Origin of the sequence: Paenibacillus silvae, assembly GCF_014639235.1 — a bacterium.
GTDB lineage: Bacteria > Bacillota > Bacilli > Paenibacillales > Paenibacillaceae > Paenibacillus > Paenibacillus silvae.
Genome location: NZ_BMFU01000003.1, coordinates 750,060 through 770,405, shown reverse-complemented (window position 1 = coordinate 770,405; position 20,346 = coordinate 750,060). Strand labels below are relative to the sequence as shown.

Genomic DNA, 20,346 nt, shown 5'->3' with positions numbered 1-20,346 from the left:
TCTGTTCATCTCTGTAGAAGAGTGGAACAAGCTAATGAGGAGCAAAGATAGATAAAGATAGACAGACTCAGAAAGGGGCTGACGAACAAACGATGAATACCGAGCAAACCAAGTCACTTATTGACGCGATCTCTATGGAAGAGTATGTGCAAAAGGGGAAGTTATCGCAATGTTTACCAGCAGATGCTCAGATCACACTGGAGCAGGCCAAAGCGCAGGCGGATGAAGTGTGGATTGTGGAAAAGGAGAAACTGGAAGTGGTCAGCTTTGATTACGATGGATACACGGTAAATCTAACATTTCAGACAGACGGGAGTTACTTGTTCGATAGTATGGATGTTTGGACCGAAGTGGGAAACAGCGTAGAATTAGCAACAGAAATGGATTTAGAGTCAGAGCCAGATTCAGGTTCAGGTACTTCTAAGTTAGCTGCATTGGAGACAGTAGAACGTATTCAACGTTTTGCGGCAAATGTGGGAATGGAGCTGGAGTGGTTCGAAATGGGTGATGAACGAGTGTGCCTGTTGCCCAGCGCGGTGACTTTACACTATTTAAAGCAGCAAAATAGATGGAAGCTGGTTAAGATCGCTGGAGCTCATAGAAGTGTGGAAGAAGTTAGGAGCAGCTTGAGCAGTATAGCTGATGCAATGAACTAGTCTCGAATGAACGCTAACGATCACAGGCGGGCTTATTGGGTCAGTTTATGACCTTTTCCATTCTAACGATCACCATGGACCTATGTCAAGAAAGTAGACACTTACGGCTGCTTGCTTGTTCGATTCATCCGCCACTTGTAATATCCGCTCCGTGACACGTGTAACAGAGCCCACATCTTCTCCAAAGAAAACAGGGAGCGATGGTTTTCCACAAACTGAAACCTTAGCTCTTTGGTTTGCTGAAGATGTGCACTGCTTTTTTTACAATAGCCAGTTCCTCTTGTGTATCTGCAAGGGTATGTTCTTTCTCTTGAAGCAACCGGCGCATTTCTTTAAGCTCTGCTTCCAGTTCTTTCACTCGATCCACACTAGCTACGGGCTCATGTTTTAGTTCACGATACTTGCCCATCCATTGGTGTAACGTACTTTTTGGAATGTTGAGTTCTTCAGCTAGATCTCCAAGCGTCTTCGTCTGCTCTTGGATAAATTTGACCGTTTGTTTCTTAAATTCTTCATTATACCGTTGCCGTTGTTCTCCCATGTGGACACACCTCCGTTCCTCTTATTATCCTTCCGTCCGTTAATGGGTGTCCACTTTTTATTCTAGCAACATGGTGATCGTTAGAATCTGAGAATGCCCAAAATGGGAAAAATAGCGTCGCTGTTAATCGTTAGGTTCCTGAAGCACAAGCTTGCTCGTGGTGCGAACCCCAAGCTCACATGATTTTCCCGGGGGATTCGCACCCAAAATTGCTCTTTTCGTTCCCTTTTGGCAACAAATTTGTTGAATTATTTGATTGCTTTGTATAAAATTAGGGGGGATCATGGTAAGGAGTTGCGGAATTACGAGACATTTTCGTTGGAGAAAATGTTTATACGTTATTTTTCGCTGTCGCACTCCGTATGGAGTGCGTGGATTGAAATAAAAATAAGTTTGAGGAGGGAGAACATGGACAACAGTCGCACTCCGTATGGAGTGCGTGGATTGAAATGCCACAAGTGTATTTTGGCATCTTGTATATCTTCCGTCGCACTCCGTATGGAGTGCGTGGATTGAAATTACACCCACAATTTGTGCACCCAATGCTTCATTTTGTCGCACTCCGTATGGAGTGCGTGGATTGAAATTCAGAGATTATCACTTTTAACACTGTCGCGCTTAGTCGCACTCCGTATGGAGTGCGTGGATTGAAATCCATCACGTCCAAGTAGATTTATCAGCGTCCGGCCGTCGCACTCCGTATGGAGTGCGTGGATTGAAATCTCTTTGGTTCAACCAATCGCTGAAATTGGCTGGTGTCGCACTCCGTATGGAGTGCGTGGATTGAAATATTTCGCGTCGTTATAATACTGATAGAAGTGAGGTGGTCGCACTCCGTATGGAGTGCGTGGATTGAAATGAAGTGTACGCGCCAATCTCCGAACCGGCCACGCAGTCGCACTCCGTATGGAGTGCGTGGATTGAAATGCGAATGAACGCCCAACCTCCGCCTACAAACGTGAGTCGCACTCCGTATGGAGTGCGTGGATTGAAATCGCGAGAACAGCGTTGTAAAAGTGGGCGAGGAGTTGTCGCACTCCGTATGGAGTGCGTGGATTGAAATCGCATGATTGCGGCAGGTCCTTCGGAGACATCCGCGTCGCACTCCGTATGGAGTGCGTGGATTGAAATATCAGCTGCCTTAACTGTCCAACTATCTATAGGCTTGTCGCACTCCGTATGGAGTGCGTGGATTGAAATACTCGAACTAAATGTTCTTCTAGTCTTTTACGTCCGTCGCACTCCGTATGGAGTGCGTGGATTGAAATTGGTCGGTCTCCCCAAATAGGAGGATATACAAGATGTCGCATTCTGTATGGAGTGCTTGGATTGAAATGGTGCAATGGGGTGCTTGGGTTGTTGCCCTGGTCGCACTCCATATGAACTGATCGAAATATTTGTGTGATTGCTTACTTGGAAGAAAAGTAAGGTAAGTAGTTTATAAAATAAAAAAAGATGCTCGTCTGAGCATCTATACACTGGTATAATTTATAATGTACAGCCAATTTGTGGTGGGGAATGGTCATCTCCTGAAAGGAGGTGATCACATGAACTTTACTTTCGAACAAGTGATGCTTATAGCAATGTTTGTAATCGCGTTGCTGACATACATTGATCGTAAGAAGAAGTGACCCGCCACAGGTTGACCGCCAGAGGTAGGGTCACTTCACTTTGAATGAGCACCACTCAGAGGTGATCGCACCACATAAGCTGTGCAGGGGTAGCCATTGGCGTGGCTACTCTTATTTTTTCTTACTTTCATTTTATTAAACATCTTTACCGCATACAACCCCTACATACATATATTTATTCTGATGAAGTGAAAAGGCTCCTTGGAAAAGTTAAATACATTTCTTCGAGAATATGTACAAGAGCTCCCGAGTGAATGGAAATATGTAAAGAGACCGTGATTAGTTGCTTTTTGAATTAGCAGGGATATATTCCAATAGTTCCCCCGGTGAAACATTCAGCCCTCTACAAAGTGCACCAAGAGTATCATAATCAATACGTTTGGTAGCATTACCTGCCAGTGAAGTAATCGTATTGCGACTCACACCTGTTAATTCGACCACGTCTTTATTTTGTAAGCCACGTTCCTTCATGATATCACCGAGACGACAGCGGATAAGTAATTCATTCATGAAATTTCCTCCAGTAAAAATGTTTTGCACAATATGTTGACATATGTTCAGGGAAGCAATATGATGGGAATATAAGTCATGTCAATATGTTGACATAGTGACGTTTCTATTTGTTTTTACTTTAATCCTAACAAAAGGAATTATCTATAGCAATATCAACATGTCCACGTAGTCATTACATTTTCTACTTTTGGTGTGTATAGAACTTGTGAAGGAGATACGCAATGAAGACATCAGGAAAGTTGAAACTTGCTTCATTAATACTTGGTCCATTAGACTACGCTAATGATTTTTGTCTTTACCAAGGTTATGTTGTAAATGAATGTTATTTCATTTTTCTTGAAGAGAGTTCTGGAGTGCTATGGCTTCGTCATGTGTGTAAGGTGGAACATATAGATAATTTATACATAAGCGGAGATGGAGGAGGGATTATGCTGATTGAGCAAACACAAGGAGATATCACAGAGATAGTCCAAAGGATCGTTGATCGTTTATCTGGAATGGATGCTCTTACATTTCTAACAGATGTATTGTTGTGGACTCCAGAACGGGTAGATATGAGCTTGAAACTGGATCGTTTTCAATAGGAATCTAGTATATTTTTCTAAATAAGTTCAAATACGAAGAGTGCGAATGTTAAGCTCACATGATTTTCCTGGGGGATTCGCACCAAAAAACGCTCTTCTCATTCCCTTTTGGCAACATATTTGTTGAATTAATTGATTGCTTTGTATAAAATTAGTATGAAATCTTCTTTAGAAAGTGCGGAATTACGGAACATTTTCGTTCGGGAAAATGTTTATACGTTATTTTTCGCTGTCGCACTCTACACGAGTGCGTGGATTGAAATAGCTCCGGACTATTGCACAAAACTCATGTCTTTTGTCGCACTCTACACGAGTGCGTGGATTGAAATAGGCTGCATAATCTGATCTTGCACGCGCGGAGGCCGTCGCACTCTACACGAGTGCGTGGATTGAAATCTACCCAAGTAACCGTTCCACCGTCAGCTTTTTGGAGTCGCACTCTACACGAGTGCGTGGATTGAAATCACCTTGAGCATATCGATTGTCTTGGACAAGTCCACGTCGCACTCTACACGAGTGCGTGGATTGAAATATATGGAGGCTTACGCATGTCTACGAATTTCGGAGTCGCACTCTACACGAGTGCGTGGATTGAAATGAAAAACAGGAAGACTTGCAATCATCCGCTGATGAGTCGCACTCTACACGAGTGCGTGGATTGAAATCACGTCAACGTCCGCACGATTGGCAAAAGTATTGTCGCACTCTACACGAGTGCGTGGATTGAAATCAGGCGGCGCGCCAAGTAGTTAACGGAAACAACAACGTCGCACTCTACACGAGTGCGTGGATTGAAATTGGTCTTACTAGTGGGCATCAGGTAACCATTATGAGTCGCACTCTACACGAGTGCGTGGATTGAAATCAAAGCGTATATTGATGCCAGAGCATCCACAGGCAAGTCGCACTCTACACGAGTGCGTGGATTGAAATTCAGACTGAATGTCAATTTCCTTCTGTAATCTCTCAGTCGCACTCTACACGAGTGCGTGGATTGAAATAGCCTCGGTTAACTGGCTGTGGGGATTATTTGTGTGGTCGCACTCTACACGAGTGCGTGGCTTGAAATCGGAAGAGCGATCGGGGCAGCGGAGTGCGGCCGGCAGTCGTACTCTACAAGAGTGCGTGAAATGAACTGCAATCCCCAAAAGACATATCTCATTAAACGAGATATGTCTTTTTGCATCCAAGAGATAAGTAAGACTACTAAAAATCGACTGAACTTTACATCGAATTACATAAAATTCTATAAAAATACGTTTTTTAGAAGGGAAATATATTTCGATGTCGAAAATTACAATACAAGTCTTTTTGCCTATACAATTGGTATTAAGGTCTTGATAAAACATGGTGGTGAGCTGGCATGACTTACATTGCGCATATCCGTCAAAAAGACAACGAGATTCAAACGGTGCAGGCGCACTTAATCGAGGTGCAACAGGGGGCAGAACAGGCTGGAGAGAAGATTGGCATCAAAAATTTGGCTGGCATTACAGGTTTGTTGCATGATATGGGCAAGTACACTGAACAATTTCGCGATTACATTCAAGAAGCCGTGGCGAATCCTGACAAACCTCCACGAAGAGGGTCGGTAGATCATTCTACGGCCGGCGGCAAGCTGATCCATGAGCGTTACCATACCATCCATGCCACACCGCAAGCTAAAGTCACAGCAGAATGGATTGCCAACTGCATCATCTCACATCATCAAGGCTTGAGAGACTATATATCTCCTGATCAAACTTCTCCTTATATAGAACGTGTCGTCACTAAAGAATTGAAGCAATACCAACAAGCTAAAGAAGAGTTTTTTAAAAACAACCCTCCCGAGCAGTTGGATTCATTATTTGAACTCGCTACCTCAGAATTACAACACTACATAAAGATCATTAAGGATCATAAGCTTCCACCCATTACGGGATCATTACTTATGAAATACATGTTTAGCTGCCTGATTGAAGCAGACCGAACCAACACAAGACGTTTCGAGGAAAATGAACATTCAGCAGAATCTATTGATCATCGATCATTTTTTCAAAAGAGCTACACCTTATTGTCTCAGCACTTGGCTGGGCTTGAACAAGGAGACTCTGCCAACTCACCCATAAATCAATTGCGGAGGGAGATGTCTCGCCAATGTGATGAATTTGCGCTTCGTCCGTCTGGTGTATACACCCTTTCCATACCCACAGGTGGTGGCAAAACCCTTGCCAGTATGCGTTATGCACTGAAACATGCTATAGAGCATAACAAAGAACGCATTATCTACATCGTTCCGTACACAACAATCATAGAACAGAACGCCGCGGAGATACGCAATATTTTGCAAAATGATGACATGATTCTGGAGCATCATTCCAACGTTACAGATGATAAGTTTGATGATCGCCAAGAGGATGATAATGGCGAAACCTACGAGGTTCGTACCAAAAATCTCAAGCTGGCTCGTGATCATTGGGATCGCCCGATTATTTTCACAACGATGGTTCAATTTCTGAATACGTTCTATGCCAGTGGGACTCGGAATGTAAGGAGACTACATCAGCTATCTAATGCAGTCATTGTGTTTGATGAAGTGCAGTCTGTTCCTGTGAATTGTATCTCGCTTTTCAATGCGGCGCTGAACTTTCTGCATGTGATCGGGCGCTCCAGCTTGCTGCTCTGTACAGCGACTCAGCCGGGACTTGATTTTGTCAAACACAAGCTTCATTTCTCGGAAGAACCTGAGATTATTCAAGATTTGGACCACGTGGGACGCAGTTTCAAACGCGTTGAATTACATGATCTCACACAACAGTCGCCATCTGGTTGGGGTGCCGAGGAACTTTCCTCTTTTGTACAAGATCAGATGCGGGAAGTGAACAGTGTACTCGTCATTTTGAATACCAAAATGGCCGTTCGAAAGCTGTTTGAAACATTAAGTGAAGCAGAGTGGCTGCAAGATGAGGGAGTTCAAATTGTACACTTGAGCACAAATATGTGTCCGGCACATCGGAAAGATGTTTTTTCGGGCAATGACGAGCAGGAGGGTCTGATTCAACGGTTGGGAAAAGGAGAGCGAATCATCTGTGTAAGTACACAGTTGATTGAGGCGGGCGTTAATATAAGCTTTGAATGTGTTGTACGTTCATTTGCTGGATTGAATTCGATTGCCCAAGCGGCTGGACGATGCAACCGTCATGGCAAGGATGAGCGTCGCAACGTGTATATTGTTCGAGCTTCGGATGAAGTGTTAACCCATTTGCCAGATATAAAAATCGGTGCAGACAAAACAGAGCGAGTCCTTCAGGAGTTCAGAGATGATCCCGCTTCACTCGGGAATGATCTGTTGTCTTCCGCTGCGATTGCTCGTTATTTTAAATATTATTTTCATGATATTGAAGACAAGATGCATTACCCGATTAAGAAGCTTGAACAGAAAAACCTGTTTGATCTCATGGATCGTAACCGTTATTACGTCGATGCATATAAACACAAACACGCCAAGCCGCCAGAGGTGCTGAACCATTATGCCATTGCTACAGCGGAGAAGTATTTTGAGGCCATATCCAATAACGCTACGGCGGTAATTGTGCCTTATGGTGATAAAGGAAAGAGGCTGATTCTGGATTTAAATGGTGAATTGGAGCCTAACGAGTTGGGAGATCTGTTACGCGAAGCTCAACAGTATACAGTGAACATCTATGATCAGGAACTGCGGCAGTTAGAGAAAAATGGGGATGTTATACACTTGCTGCACGGTCATGTCCTTGCTCTGCGCGAACCGGCATATTCCGAACATTTCGGTGTGGAGCCTAAAGGCGAGGGCACTTGGGATATGGCTATGGTTTGAAAAGGTAAACTTGAAATGCAGCAGGGAGATTCATGTCACATGATCTCCCTGCTACATGATACAGAAAGGAGTGAGCAGAGCTGGTGAGAAATCAGATTGAATTTGAAGTTTCCGGGAATTATGCGTTATTCACTGACCCGCTCACGAAGCTTGGGGGAGAGAAATTTTCCTATCAAATTCCGACATACCAGGCACTCAAAGGCATCGTAGAGTCTGTATATTGGAAACCAACGCTGATCTGGATTGTAGACGAGGTTCGCATCATGAATCCGATTCAAACGGAATCCAAAGGCATGCGTCCAATCGAATATAGCGGGGGCAATACGCTGGCCTATTATACGTATCTAAGAGATGTTCGCTATCAGGTGAGAGCTCATTTTGAATTTAATAAACATCGTGAAGACTTGCTGCATGATCAGAACGAACACAAGCACCACAACATCGCCAAACGAGCCGTTCAGGTCGGAGGAAGAAGAGATGTTTTTCTTGGCACGCGTGAATGTCAGGGGTATGTTGAGCCTCGTACGTTTGGTGAAGGTGAAGGCTTTTATGATGGTATCGGGGAGCTTGATTTTGGCACGATGCTGCACGGGATCAGCTACCCTGACGAGACGGGACGTAATGAGCGTGAAGTGCGGCTGTGGAAAGCAAAAATGAAAAATGGCATTATCCGATTTGATCGTCCAGATCAATGCATATTGGTGCGCAAAGTTGGGGAAGGTTCAGCGAAAGTGTTCGATAACTCTAATATGCAGTCGGTCGATGAGTTACATTCCGAATGGTTTGGAACTGAGGTGAGTGAATGAACTGGCTTGCGAATTTAAGCAAAACCTATGATGACCATGCCAAGGTTGTGGGACAGTTTGAAACGAAGAAGAATGGTAAAGAGTACGCCTTGATTCCGATCTCCCACACTACGCAGACAGCGCATATTGAGGTGCATTTGGATGGAAAAGGAAATATCGTTAGAGCAGAAGTCGTAGATAAAAACGATGGCAGCACTATCATTCCTTGTACCGAGGCCGCTGCGAGTCGAACGAGTGCGCCAGTGCCCTATCCGCTTTTTGACAAATTAATGTACGTTGCCGGGGATTACACTTCCTACTGCGGTGAGGTGAAAGGCACTCCTCATCAGGATTATGTAGCTCAGCTTAAAGCTTGGTGCGAGTCACCTTTTAGTCATGCCAAGGTAAAGAGTGTGTTGGATTATGTGAGCAAAGGTACGTTGATTGCTGATTTAGTAGATCGGGGTGTGCTGCACACGGATAACCGTGGAAAGTTGCTAGATAAGTGGGTGGCGGGTGCAGAAGATCAGGAGAGTGAAAAACCTAAGATTTTCAATGTTATTGCTTCGGATCAAAGTGGGGCATTTGTCCGATTCCTTGTGAATATACCAGGGCAACCTGAATCAAGATTGTGGCGGGATGCATCCGTGCAGCAGTCGTTTATCCGGTTTTATGAGATGAGCTTGCAAGATAAGGATGTTTGCTTCGTTACCGGGGAGTATCTGCCAGTGGCGGATAAACATGCATCACGCATACGTCATTCCGGGGATAAGTCCAAGCTGATATCAGCGAATGATTCCAGCGGATTTACATTTCGGGGACGGTTTCGCACCAGTCGTGAAGCAGCCGCAGTCAGCTATGAGGTCTCCCAGAAAGGGCATAACGCGCTCAAATGGCTGATAGATAAACAAGGCACAACAATAGATGGCAAAGTTTTTCTGGTGTGGGGCAGTACGAATCTTAATATGCCAGAACCGCAAAAAGACAACTTTAATCTATGGGATGATGAGCAGGATGAAGTGTTTATAGATGGTGACACAACCTATAAAGAATATGCCCTACAGGTAAGAAAGGCACTAAATGGCTTTCGTTACGATGGGGAGTACCAGTCTAAGCATAAAGTAACTATTATGATTCTTGATGCTGCTACACCTGGAAGAATGTCGATTATGTATTATCAGAGAGTGGATCAGAATAAGTATCTGGATCGAATTGCAGCTTGGCACGAAAGTTGTTATTGGTTATATCGATATCGGAAAAATAAAAACGGGAAACAGGTTCGGTCTATTAGTACACCTACTCCTGAGGAGATTGCTTTTGCTGCTTATGGTCGACGTGCGAGTGACAAGATCGTGAAAGGATTAATGGAGCGAATGCTTCCATGCATTATTGATCAAAGACCTATTCCACTGGATATCATTCGTAGTGCTGTCCATCGTGCATCTAATCCTGTAGGTATAGAAGATGGAGGATGGGAAGAAACGTTAGGTATTTCATGTGCATTGGTAAGAAAACATCACGAGAGTGAGGGATTTGAAATGACGCTAAATACTGAGACGGCAGATCGTAACTATTTATTTGGAAGATTACTTGCCGTGGCTGATGTTCTCGAAGAACGTGAATTGGATCGAGAAAAAGTTCGATCGGAAGGGGCTAACAGGAGAGCGACTAATGCTATCCGATATATGAATGTCTTTTCACAGCGTCCGGAGAGAACGTGGAAAATTATTTATGAAAGTCTTCATCCACATCTGAATCGAATGGGCGGGAAGGCCTCTAATTACAACAGGCTTATACAGGAAATTAGTGATAAATTCAAGATTGAAGATTTTAATGACAGGCCTTTGTCTGGTCTGTATCTACTTGGATATTCCAGCCAGCGTAACGATTTGTACACAAGCAAAAAGGATAAAGAGATTGCTACAGCTACACCCGAAGATCACGAAGAAAACCAATCTATGGAACAAGGGGATAACTAAATGAGTACACTTGATCGCAAAATTGATTTTGCCGTTGTATTGTCTGTCCGCAATGCGAACCCGAATGGTGATCCGCTGAACGGAAATCGTCCTCGTCAGAACTACGATGGTTTGGGTGAAATTTCAGACGTGTGCATTAAGCGTAAAATCCGTAACCGTCTGTTGGATATGGGAGAATCTATCTTGGTGCAATCAGACGAGAAACGAACGGATGCCCACCGCTCTATTAAGGATCGCGTCGATGCCAATGAGCTTGTGCAGGAGCATGCCAAAGGGAAAAAAGCGAACAAAGAACTGTATGCAGATGCTGCATGCCAGTCCTGGATGGATGTACGCAGCTTCGGGCAGGTTTTTGCTTTTAGTGGAACGGACGTATCAGTTGGTATTCGTGGGCCCGTCTCCATTCATACAGCTGTAAGCTTAAATCGAATTGATATTACGAGCATGCAGATTACGAAGAGTGTGAACTCGGTGACAACGGCGAAAGACCCGGACAAAAAAGGCTCGGATACGATGGGCATGAAGCACCGTGTAGATTTTGGATTGTATGTATTTTACGGCAGTATCAACACACAACTTGCTGAGAAAACAGGTTTTACATATGAAGACGCAGAGAAAATCCGTGAGTCGCTAAGAACGTTATTTGAAAATGATACATCGTCCGCTCGCCCAGATGGAAGTATGGAGGTGCATCAGTTGTATTGGTGGGAGCATAACTCCAAATTGGGACAGTATTCATCCGCCAAAGTGCACCGTTCACTGCAAATTGCATTGAAGCCGGATGTGTTGGAACCGAAGTCATACGAAGATTACGAGTATACTGTAGTGCCGTTAGAAGGCTTGGCAGTTCAGCAGTATGAAGGACTATAACGAAGAGGATTACCTATTGTTATCCGGCATTCAGCATTTTAATTTTTGTCGGAGACAATGGGCCTTGATCCATATCGAACAGCAGTGGGAAGATAATGTGCGCACGATTGAAGGAGATCATTTGCATCGTAAAGCGGACGAGCCTTTAATTCGTGAAAAACGGGGGGATAAGCTGATTGTCCGGGCATTGCCTGTGCAATCCAGATCACTTGGAATTACAGGAATCTGTGACGTAGTCGAATTTATCCGTGATCCACAAGGTGTTCCGCTGAGAGGGGAGGAAGGTTTATATCTTCCTTTTCCCGTTGAATATAAGCGAGGTAAGCCCAAACGGAATGATTCGGATCATTCCCAGTTAGTCGCACAAGTGATGTGTCTTGAAGAGATGCTTGTATGTGAGATACATCGAGCTTACTTTTATTATGATGAGATTAAACATCGAGTGGAAGTTGTCATTACCGAAGCGGATCGGGAACGAGTGCGTTCGAGCATTCAGGAGATGAGACATTATTTTGAACGAAATCATACGCCAAAAGCCAAAGCCGGGCCACACTGTCAAAGTTGCTCATTGATCAACATATGTGTGCCGGAAAGCTTCTAAATACTCTATTTGTGACGTTGCCTGACACCTACCTTGCGTTAGATGGAGAGAATGTACTTGTGAAGCAGGAAGACAAGATATTGGCTCGATATCCGCTGCACAACCTGGAGGCGATATGTGCATTTGGGTACGCGGGGGTGAGTCCTGCTTTGATGGGTGCATGCGCAACTCGTAACGTAAGCCTGACCTTTATGACACGAACAGGGCGTTTTCTGGCCCGGGTGATTGGAGAGGATCGGGGGAACGTGGTGCTTCGCAAGGAGCAGTATCGTATCTCGGATGATGAGACGCGCAGCGCACGGGTTGCGCGAAACATGATTACAGGCAAGCTGTATAACAATAAATGGATTTTGGAGCGTGCTACGCGGGACTATGCCTTACGTATCGACACAGAGCGGATGAAGAAGGTAGCAGGTTCTCTTGGGGAAACGATGAAACTGCTGCGAGAAGTGGAACAACTGGATGTACTGCGAGGCCTGGAGGGTTCAGCGGCTGTGCAGTATAACTCTGTATTTGACGATTTGATTCTTCAGCAAAAGGAGTCCTTTTATTTTTATGGGCGAAGCAGACGTCCCCCTTTGGATAAAGTGAATGCATTGCTTTCTTTTGCGTATACGTTGCTTGCAAAGGATATGATCTCTGCACTGGAATCGGTGGGACTTGATGCATATGTTGGTTTCTTGCACCGGGATCGACCAGGACGGGCTTCGTTGGCATTAGATATGATGGAGGAGCTTCGGGGTGTTTATGCGGATCGTTTTGTGCTGTCGCTCATTAATAAAAAGGTTGTAAATGATAAGGGGTTTTATATCAAAGAAAACATGGCAGTGATCATGGACGATGATACTCGCAAGAAAGTATTAAAAGCTTGGCAGGAACGTAAACAGGATAAGATTACTCACCCGTATTTGAATGAAAAAATATCTTGGGGGCTTGTACCTTACACTCAAGCATTACTGCTTGCTAGACATATTCGTGGTGATCTGGATGAATACCCTCCATTTTTGTGGAAGTAGGTGTGAAATTTGCTTGTTCTGATTACCTATGATGTGAGCACGATGGATCGTGAAGGTCGAAGAAGATTGTCCCGAGTTGCAAAAAAATGTGTGGATCACGGTCAACGTGTGCAGAACTCTGTTTTTGAGTGTATTTTAGACGCTGCACAATTCAGACGTTTACGATATGAACTAGAGGAACTGATTGATAAGGATACAGATAGCTTGCGATTTTATAATCTCGGCGACAATTACAAAAGCAAAGTAGATCACGTGGGGGCTAAGGAAACCTATGATATGAGTGATCCGTTGATCTTGTAGCTGGTGCGAATGCCAAGCTCACATGATTTTCCCGGGGGATTCGCACCTCGAAAAGCGCTTTTTCGTGACCTTTTGGCAACAGATTGGAGTTATAATCGATATTTAGAAGGTTAGTAAAAAGAAATAAAAGCGAAGATACGTTTGTTATTTATCATTTGATATGGTATCTACGTTATTTTTCGCTGTCGCACTCCGTATGGAGTGCGTGGATTGAAATTTGCCGCCAGGCATCCAGTCGCTCACGAAGAAAGAGTCGCACTCCGTATGGAGTGCGTGGATTGAAATATCAAGAAAAGTACGCCAACGGGTGGTGTCGGCCGTCGCACTCCGTATGGAGTGCGTGGATTGAAATAGCTCCGTAATCTCGTTGGTCAGGTCAGTTACTTGGTCGCACTCCGTATGGAGTGCGTGGATTGAAATAGCTCCGTAATCTCGTTGGTCAGGTCAGTTACTTGGTCGCACTCCGTATGGAGTGCGTGGATTGAAATGAACTGCCTGTCAAACTGAACTGTACCGAGCTGCCAGTCGCACTCCGTATGGAGTGCGTGGATTGAAATATTGAGGATATTGGACGGATATGGGAGGATTTTTGGTCGCACTCCGTATGGAGTGCGTGGATTGAAATTGCACGTCAAGGATTGATTGAGGACCGTAAACTGGTCGCACTCCGTATGGAGTGCGTGGATTGAAATTTAATCAAGCATGTGCAGGATAATCCTGGTGCTGGTCGCACTCCGTATGGAGTGCGTGGATTGAAATTGTAGGTGTAATGGCTCCATTGGTATTCGAAAATATGTCGCACTCGTATGGAGTGCGTGGATTGAAATCAGGAGGCTGATGTCATAAGTGGAAGACCGGACGTCGCACTCCGTATGGAGTGCGTGGATTGAAATCAATGCACCGGCTAACAACGTGTATGGAGTTGCTAGTCGCACTCCGTATGGAGTGCGTGGATTGGAATCAAGTGTAGGCCGCCCGTTAGCTGCCTGAGGATAGGTCGCACTCTGTATGGAGTGTGTGGATTGAAATTATGTGGCGGAAGGGAAACTGTCATGCATGCTAACAGTCACACTCCATACAGAGTACGTTGTTCAACCCGGTATATTTATTCTGATCTAGGCTAGGAAGTTAGCGACATATTATCGAATATACTGAACATCGCCATAAGAACGCTGATCTGTGAACTTTACTCTGGCGAAATCCCTGTCAAGAGACTCGGAAAGGTGCTGAATAACGACATATGAATAACGATATAAAGCAACTCCTTGCTGCAATCGCTCTGGAACAGTATGTGGCAGAAGGGACGTTCCAACAATGTTTACCCACCGATGGGAAGATCACACTGGAGCAGGCTAAAGCGCAGGCGGATGAAATATGGAGCGTAGCAAAGGAACAGTTAGAAGTCATTAGCTTTGATTACGAGGGGTACACAGTGAATCTGACCTTCCAGAGGGATGGGCTGTATTTGTTCGATAGTGTGGATATTTGGGCCGAAGAGGGAGATGGAACGAAGAAAGGTTCATCTCAGCTAGGTACACTAGCAACAATAGAGGGATGGCAGCATTTTGCGGATAACGAGGGAATGCAGATGGAGTGCTTTGATATCGGGGATGAACGGGTATATCTGCTACCGAGTGCGGTTACGTTACACTATTTGAATCGGGAAAGTAAATGGAAGCTGGTCAAGATCGCGGGAGCTTATCGAAGTGTGGAGCAAGTTAGAGACAGTTTACAAAATATAGCTAATGCGAGCATATAGATTCACATGGATCACATGGATCAGCTAGATCAGCTGAGCGCTAACGATCTCAGGAAAGCTTATTTAGTTGATTTGCGCCCTTTTCTAATTTTAACGATTCCTAGAGACGCTATTCGGAAGAAAGTCGGGTGAAAACCGCGAAACGTGGGGGGAAGGGGGGGAATAAGGCTTGTGAGATTCGTTAGATTTCCAAAGAGCCGAAATGGAGGTAAATAGGCTCTCCTGAAATCGTTAGAATGTAATGGCTGTAATGTAACGGCACTACGTGCAGCTCCCAGCACATAGCTCCCAGCACGCAGTGCCCTGCTTCATGACAACAAGGCGGCGGCCTTGAAGCACAGTCGCACACGCTAAATAACATAAAAAAACGAAGGCTTGGGTGTCTGTCACTCAAGCCTTCGTTTATGTTGCCGGTTTTCGCACTATTTCGGCAGATTTATGCTTGGACTACGAGGGAATTCGCCGTGCAATTCATGATTTTTTCCCGGGCCGACGTCTTTTGCACGTTACATGTTTCAGCCACTGCCTGCCTCGTGCCCAAGGTGTTTGCGCTTTTTCGCATTTCTCATATATGTCCGGATGTCCCTGATAACATGTGTGCCCATAGTGTCCATAATGCATGTTGGCACATTGGCGTTCAGGTGTATCACACTTTCCGCAGGTTTCCACGTACGCTGGGCTGCTGCACGTTTTGCATCCTTGGCACACATCCGAACTAAGGCCACCTGTACACTTATAGCATGCAAGCTGCGGCAACATCCTCTTGTGCCCTTGGCACACGCCTAACTCAGATGAACTTTAGCTTCCAAGCCAAAGAACATTCTCTCGTAGCCTTGGCTCGTACCTCACACTGCATGTGCCTACACACATCACGTACCTACATACTGCATGTGCCTACACACATCACGTATCTACATACTGCATGTACCGGGTCTTATCTGTCCCTCATTAAGCTTCCTTTACTTTAAAGAAGGAGATAAGCTCCTGCAGCTGCTCGGATACCTCGGCCAGTTCATCTGAGGCGCTGACGATGGCAGCCATGGATGTCTCCTGCTCGGCGATCGAGTTCTCGATGTGCTTCGTGCTGCTCGCAGCCTTGCTGACATTAGCGGACAGCTCATCTGCTGTAGCCGACATTTCTTGTGTGCTCGCCGAGATTTCCTCGGTGGAGCTGGAGATGTCTTGAATCTGGTTCGCCACTTTGTTGGTGGCGTTCAGGATGTCCTCGAAGAATGCACCGGTTTTCCGTGTAACGCCGAGTCCTTTTTCCACCTCTTCCGAACCACGCTCCATGGATTGGGCAGATTGCTCAATGTCTCGCTGAATCTCGTCAATGAGTGCGCGAATCTGGGTTGCCGATTCCTGAGATTGCTCTGCCAGCTTGCGTACTTCTCCGGCAACAACCGCGAAGCCTCGACCTTCTTCCCCGACCCGTGCAGCTTCAATAGAAGCATTCAGTGCGAGCAGGTTGGTCTGACCAGCGATATCCGTGATAATTCCGACAATGCTGCTGATCTCATTGGAACGATTCTCCAAGGATTGAATGGAAGCGTAAGTGTTCTGAACCGCACCCGAGATCAGGCCCATCTGATCAATGACCTGCTGCATAATTTCATGCCCGCTGTTGGAGCGCTGCTCCATGCTGAGTGCTTCATCGGCAACTTCGGCAGAGCTTCCAGCGATGTTTTGCACTACGGTGGACATTTCGGTCATAGCACGTGCACTTTCCACAGTTGCTTTATCCTGGGATACCAGACCTGTTGAGATTTCCCGAATGTTGTTGCTGATGGACTGAATGTTATCATTGTTTCTCGCAGAGATTTCCAGCAGTTCTCTGGATGAATTCGAGAGATGGCTGGACGTGTTTTTTACTTTGAAAAGAGTGGTGTTGAAACGTTCGATCATCGCATTGAACTTTTCATTAATCACACCGAGATCATCGCGTCCCGTTCGAATCGTAACGTTCAGGTTACCCGTGCTCACTTCCTCAATACCTTTCATGAGGTCGTGAATCGGACGCAGTGTTCTTTTCAACAAAATAAATTGCAGCACCATAAACAGGATCAGGAATCCAACCAGGTACATTAATCCGTAAGTGATTAGCTTATTGAGGCCTTTAGGCACAGCACTTGCGTCTACATCAAAGTACAGAGCGGCGTAGATGGAGCCGTCGGATTTTTTGATGGGATACATCAATGTAGTCCACGTACCGAAATCATCCGTATAAAAATCACTAAACGCCGGCCCGCCGGTTGCATTCATATCAGCCAGACCCCTTGCAATCTGGTTGGACAGCGGATATTTGATGCCTGGCAGTAAATTTTCTTTCTCAAATGCTTCAACCAGGCTGGTCGGGATGGCATAAATCGGAGCCCCGTTATTTTCGTCCAGCTGTGAGCTGAAAATGTAAGCTTGTGCAATATTCGGATTAAAGGTGTGGATGGAATCCAGATAGTCACGCAGCTTGCTTTGATATGTATCGGAATAACTCTTCTCGGATACGGCCTGTTCCACCTGGCTGGCATCCAGGTCTTGGGACCATTTTAACGTTGTAATTTTGGCTTGCTCGTGCAGTTGGTTGATTAATATCCCTTTTTGCAGCTGATATGCTGCAGTGATCAGGATAATTCCAATGAGAGCGATGCTCCCGAAGGATATCACCAGGTTTTTGGCGAAAAATGGCATGGTACTCCAGCGAAGCTTCTTAAACAAGGTAGTTCACTCCTCCTGTAAAATTAAAAAAGGACTTCACCTGGACGTCGTATACGCTGCGTATGTTGTCACCATTACAATGAATGGATTTTCAAAAAGGCTTTGAAATTGTTTCAAGGTACTACGAAAAAGCAAATACAAATACTAAACAATACTAATTATAGTATTCACGTATATGAAATCCAGGTAAGTTCTATTCCTCATTTATATCGTTATTTCGACATATTAATGTTAGGTTTCTCTACCAAAATAGGACTTATGAACCGGAACCTTTGGATTACATCTTAATTTTTGCGTAAAAAATTCATATAAATGGATGTTCGCTGAAAAAGTGGAGAACCAGTATCTACGCAGAACATTTGATGTGAGATTAGATGATTTAAGTTTCATTAAAGGTTTATCTCCTATCATGGTTTTACAAGCCTAAGTTGCTTACTAGTAATCCAAAAGGAGGATTCATCTTTTGAACCATGTATTACGAAAGGTTGCAGTCACGGCACTGTCCGTAACGTTGGTAGGCTCTTCTTATGGGCTAGTTGTAAGCCCGAATGCGGCATGGGCCGCAGAGGCATCACCTACAGCGAAAAGCACAGGTGTCACACAGGCTTATGAGTCGCTCTTTCAGACAGATAACGTGATAGACGTGAAGATTACGATTGACGATGCAGATTGGAAAAGCATGCTTGAAAGCCCGATGGATAAGGATTATAAAAATGTGAGTGTTGAAGTGGACGGCAATAAGCTCGACAATGTTGGTTTCTCCACCAAGGGGAACATGACGCTCCGATCGGTTGCTTCTATGGAGGATTCAGACCGCTACAGCTTCAGGCTGAAATTCGACAAGTATGATAAAACGCAAACCCTGCTTGGTCTGGACAAGATGGTACTGAACAACAATTACACCGATCCATCTTATATGCGCGAGGTGCTCCATTACGAAGCGCTGCGCAGCATTGGCATGGATGTGCCTATGACGAATTACGTCAATCTGTATGTCAACGGGGAACTGGTCGGTTTCTACACCGGTGTGGAAGCAGTAGACGACAGTTATCTGGAGCGCAATTACGGGGAGAGCTATGAAGATGGCGTTCTCTATGACACAGATGAGAAGAGTTATCTTCAATACGAAGAGGGCAGCGATTACAGCACAATTACAAAGGATTTGGGTACGGACGAGGATAAGGCCAAGCTCAAAAACTTTATCAAAACCTTAAACGACATGCCGGCAGGTGAAAAAGGAGACATCGAAAGCGTGCTGGATGTTGATTCCGCTCTTCAATATATTGCTGGTAACGTTGTACTGGGCAATTACGACAGTTACAACGGAGATAAAGGCCACAACTACATGTTATATAGCGACGCCAATGGCAAATTTACCGTTGTGCCTTGGGATTTCAACATGTCCTTTAACGGTTATTCCGGTGGTGGTGGCAGGGGCCGTAATCAGGCCGCAGCTTCTACGACCACAGGGTCTGCCGCAACCAGCACAACAACTACAGCAGCGAATACCAATGCAACCAATGTCTCGGTAGACGAGCCTGTACTGGGCATCAGCATGGATCAGGTGCCGATGATTAACAATTTGCTTGCCGTGCCGGAATACAAAGCGAAGTATCTTGCTTACGTCAACGAGCTGACCGACTATCTGGAAGGTATTCAGGATCGCATTACAAGTCTGGCAGATGAGATTCGTCCATATATCGAAGCAGACCCGACCAAGTTTTACACAACGGAGCAATTCGAATCCAACATTGCTTATTCCGCAACTACAGATGCAGCAGGCGGTATGGGAACACCACCAGAAGGATTCGGGGGTATGACTCCACCGGAAGGTATGGAAGGCATGACGCCGCCAGAGGGCTTCGAAGGCACCACTCCACCGGATGGGATGACTCCTCCAGCTCAATCGGGGACAACTACGGGAGACAATACGTCTGGTGAAGCGTCCAGCAGCGATAATATGCCAACTCGTCCGGGAGGTAACTTCGGCGGCGGGGGAATGAATATGGGTTCCATGGCATCGGGGTCATTAACAACCTTTGCCCTTAACCGCCTTGCCAATCTGCAGGAGCAGCTGGGCCGTGAAGTGACACCTTTGCCTGACACATCTGACGATGAGACAAGCTCAAACAGTTCTGCCGGAACTGCAAATCAAACCATTACTGTCTCACTGAACGGCAAGAACATTGCATTCCCGGATCAGAACCCCCTGGTCCAGGATGACCGCGTGATGGTTCCTGTGAACGCGATTCTGGAGGCGCTGGGCGCTGACGTGAAGTGGGATAAAACAGCGAAAACAGTGACAGCTGTACTGAACGGGCAGACCTTTGTACTCCAGATCGGCAGCAGTACAGCAACCGTAAATGGTGAAAAACTGCAAATGGATACAGCGAGTGTTATTCAGAACAGCCGTACGCTGGTGCCTGTTCGATTCATCTCGGAGGGTCTGGGATTAACGTTGGACTGGAACCAGAATAACGGAACCGTAAGCCTGATATCCAAATAACGAAACAAAATGGCTAAGTTGCGAACACCGGTTATAATTTAATGCAGCAGCTCTAAAAGTC

The 20,346-nt window shown here is 45.3% G+C and carries 15 protein-coding genes and 3 CRISPR repeat arrays; of the genes, 12 read left to right on the top strand and 3 right to left on the bottom strand.

Features of this window, described 5'->3' with window-relative positions; genetic code table 11:
* Positions 1–92 precede the first annotated feature (92 nt).
* Positions 93–656: a hypothetical protein gene (locus IEW26_RS14305; RefSeq protein WP_188592864.1), complete on the top strand. Its 564-nt coding sequence runs from the start codon at positions 93–95 to the stop codon at positions 654–656.
* A gap of 223 nt (positions 657–879) precedes the next feature.
* Here IEW26_RS14305 and IEW26_RS14300 read toward each other — a convergent pair whose 3' ends face one another.
* Both IEW26_RS14300 and IEW26_RS14295 read right to left on the bottom strand, forming a co-directional pair.
* A complete protein-coding gene (locus tag IEW26_RS14300; RefSeq protein ID WP_111270792.1) occupies positions 880–1,197 on the bottom strand; it encodes a transposase in 318 nt (105 codons plus the stop codon).
* A 350-nt stretch (positions 1,198–1,547) separates the two neighbouring features.
* Positions 1,548–2,533: a CRISPR direct-repeat array (repeat unit 33 nt; unit sequence GTCGCACTCCGTATGGAGTGCGTGGATTGAAAT).
* A gap of 574 nt (positions 2,534–3,107) precedes the next feature.
* Positions 3,108–3,338 carry a helix-turn-helix domain-containing protein gene (locus tag IEW26_RS14295; protein ID WP_188592863.1) on the bottom strand — a complete coding sequence of 77 codons (231 nt, stop codon included), beginning with the start codon at positions 3,336–3,338 and terminating at the stop codon, positions 3,108–3,110.
* A 224-nt stretch (positions 3,339–3,562) separates the two neighbouring features.
* Between IEW26_RS14295 and IEW26_RS14290 the strand changes: the two genes are divergently transcribed.
* From IEW26_RS14290 to IEW26_RS14250, 10 genes are all read left to right on the top strand, one after another.
* The gene (locus tag IEW26_RS14290; RefSeq protein ID WP_188592862.1) at positions 3,563–3,925 is read left to right on the top strand and encodes a hypothetical protein; all 363 of its coding nucleotides are present in this window, start codon (positions 3,563–3,565) and stop codon (positions 3,923–3,925) included.
* 231 nt (positions 3,926–4,156) lie between these two features.
* Positions 4,157–5,062: direct repeats of the CRISPR family, unit length 32 nt; unit sequence GTCGCACTCTACACGAGTGCGTGGATTGAAAT.
* Between the two features lie 226 nt (positions 5,063–5,288).
* The gene (gene cas3 / locus IEW26_RS14285) at positions 5,289–7,757 is read left to right on the top strand and encodes a CRISPR-associated helicase Cas3' (RefSeq protein WP_188592861.1); all 2,469 of its coding nucleotides are present in this window, start codon (positions 5,289–5,291) and stop codon (positions 7,755–7,757) included.
* An 83-nt stretch (positions 7,758–7,840) separates the two neighbouring features.
* Positions 7,841–8,563 carry a type I-C CRISPR-associated protein Cas5c gene (cas5c, locus tag IEW26_RS14280; RefSeq protein ID WP_188592860.1) on the top strand — a complete coding sequence of 241 codons (723 nt, stop codon included), beginning with the start codon at positions 7,841–7,843 and terminating at the stop codon, positions 8,561–8,563.
* Positions 8,560–10,521, top strand: a complete 1,962-nt coding sequence (gene cas8c / locus IEW26_RS14275; protein ID WP_188592859.1) for a type I-C CRISPR-associated protein Cas8c/Csd1 — start codon at positions 8,560–8,562, stop codon at positions 10,519–10,521. The genes cas5c and cas8c overlap by 4 nt, the downstream gene beginning before the upstream one ends.
* Positions 10,522–11,391 carry a type I-C CRISPR-associated protein Cas7/Csd2 gene (cas7c, locus tag IEW26_RS14270; RefSeq protein ID WP_188592858.1) on the top strand — a complete coding sequence of 290 codons (870 nt, stop codon included), beginning with the start codon at positions 10,522–10,524 and terminating at the stop codon, positions 11,389–11,391.
* The gene (cas4, locus tag IEW26_RS14265; protein WP_188592857.1) at positions 11,378–11,992 is read left to right on the top strand and encodes a CRISPR-associated protein Cas4; all 615 of its coding nucleotides are present in this window, start codon (positions 11,378–11,380) and stop codon (positions 11,990–11,992) included. Before cas7c ends, cas4 begins: the two co-directional genes overlap by 14 nt.
* Positions 11,971–13,008 (top strand): type I-C CRISPR-associated endonuclease Cas1c, encoded by a 1,038-nt coding sequence (gene cas1c / locus IEW26_RS14260; RefSeq protein WP_188592922.1) that lies wholly within the window; start codon positions 11,971–11,973, stop codon positions 13,006–13,008. The genes cas4 and cas1c overlap by 22 nt, the downstream gene beginning before the upstream one ends.
* A 9-nt stretch (positions 13,009–13,017) precedes the next feature.
* Positions 13,018–13,308, top strand: coding sequence for a CRISPR-associated endonuclease Cas2 (gene cas2, locus IEW26_RS14255; protein ID WP_188592856.1), 291 nt, complete (start codon positions 13,018–13,020; stop codon positions 13,306–13,308).
* 184 nt (positions 13,309–13,492) lie between these two features.
* Positions 13,493–14,067: direct repeats of the CRISPR family, unit length 33 nt; unit sequence GTCGCACTCCGTATGGAGTGCGTGGATTGAAAT.
* An 87-nt stretch (positions 14,068–14,154) separates the two neighbouring features.
* Positions 14,155–14,298, top strand: coding sequence for a hypothetical protein (locus tag IEW26_RS30855; protein ID WP_444543963.1), 144 nt, complete (start codon positions 14,155–14,157; stop codon positions 14,296–14,298).
* 250 nt (positions 14,299–14,548) lie between these two features.
* Positions 14,549–15,067 carry a hypothetical protein gene (locus IEW26_RS14250; protein ID WP_188592855.1) on the top strand — a complete coding sequence of 173 codons (519 nt, stop codon included), beginning with the start codon at positions 14,549–14,551 and terminating at the stop codon, positions 15,065–15,067.
* 948 nt (positions 15,068–16,015) lie between these two features.
* Here IEW26_RS14250 and IEW26_RS14245 read toward each other — a convergent pair.
* Positions 16,016–17,752 (bottom strand): methyl-accepting chemotaxis protein, encoded by a 1,737-nt coding sequence (locus IEW26_RS14245; protein WP_188592921.1) that lies wholly within the window; start codon positions 17,750–17,752, stop codon positions 16,016–16,018.
* A 490-nt stretch (positions 17,753–18,242) separates the two neighbouring features.
* Here IEW26_RS14245 and IEW26_RS14240 point away from each other — a divergent pair, with 490 nt between their 5' ends.
* Positions 18,243–20,285: a CotH kinase family protein gene (locus IEW26_RS14240; RefSeq protein ID WP_188592854.1), complete on the top strand. Its 2,043-nt coding sequence runs from the start codon at positions 18,243–18,245 to the stop codon at positions 20,283–20,285.
* Positions 20,286–20,346 lie beyond the last annotated feature (61 nt).

Excerpts from the sequence above, each read along its gene's own strand:
- IEW26_RS14305 (WP_188592864.1), top strand. The coding sequence starts at position 93 with ATGAATACCGAGCAAACCAAGTCACTTATTGACGCGATCTCTATGGAA.
- IEW26_RS14300 (WP_111270792.1), bottom strand. The coding sequence starts at position 1,197 with ATGGGAGAACAACGGCAACGGTATAATGAAGAATTTAAGAAACAAACG.
- IEW26_RS14295 (WP_188592863.1), bottom strand. The coding sequence starts at position 3,338 with ATGAATGAATTACTTATCCGCTGTCGTCTCGGTGATATCATGAAGGAA.
- IEW26_RS14290 (WP_188592862.1), top strand. The coding sequence starts at position 3,563 with ATGAAGACATCAGGAAAGTTGAAACTTGCTTCATTAATACTTGGTCCA.
- cas3 (WP_188592861.1), top strand. The coding sequence starts at position 5,289 with ATGACTTACATTGCGCATATCCGTCAAAAAGACAACGAGATTCAAACG.
- cas8c (WP_188592859.1), top strand. The coding sequence starts at position 8,560 with ATGAACTGGCTTGCGAATTTAAGCAAAACCTATGATGACCATGCCAAG.
- cas7c (WP_188592858.1), top strand. The coding sequence starts at position 10,522 with ATGAGTACACTTGATCGCAAAATTGATTTTGCCGTTGTATTGTCTGTC.
- cas4 (WP_188592857.1), top strand. The coding sequence starts at position 11,378 with ATGAAGGACTATAACGAAGAGGATTACCTATTGTTATCCGGCATTCAG.
- cas1c (WP_188592922.1), top strand. The coding sequence starts at position 11,971 with ATGTGTGCCGGAAAGCTTCTAAATACTCTATTTGTGACGTTGCCTGAC.
- IEW26_RS14250 (WP_188592855.1), top strand. The coding sequence starts at position 14,549 with ATGAATAACGATATAAAGCAACTCCTTGCTGCAATCGCTCTGGAACAG.
- IEW26_RS14245 (WP_188592921.1), bottom strand. The coding sequence starts at position 17,752 with ATGCCATTTTTCGCCAAAAACCTGGTGATATCCTTCGGGAGCATCGCT.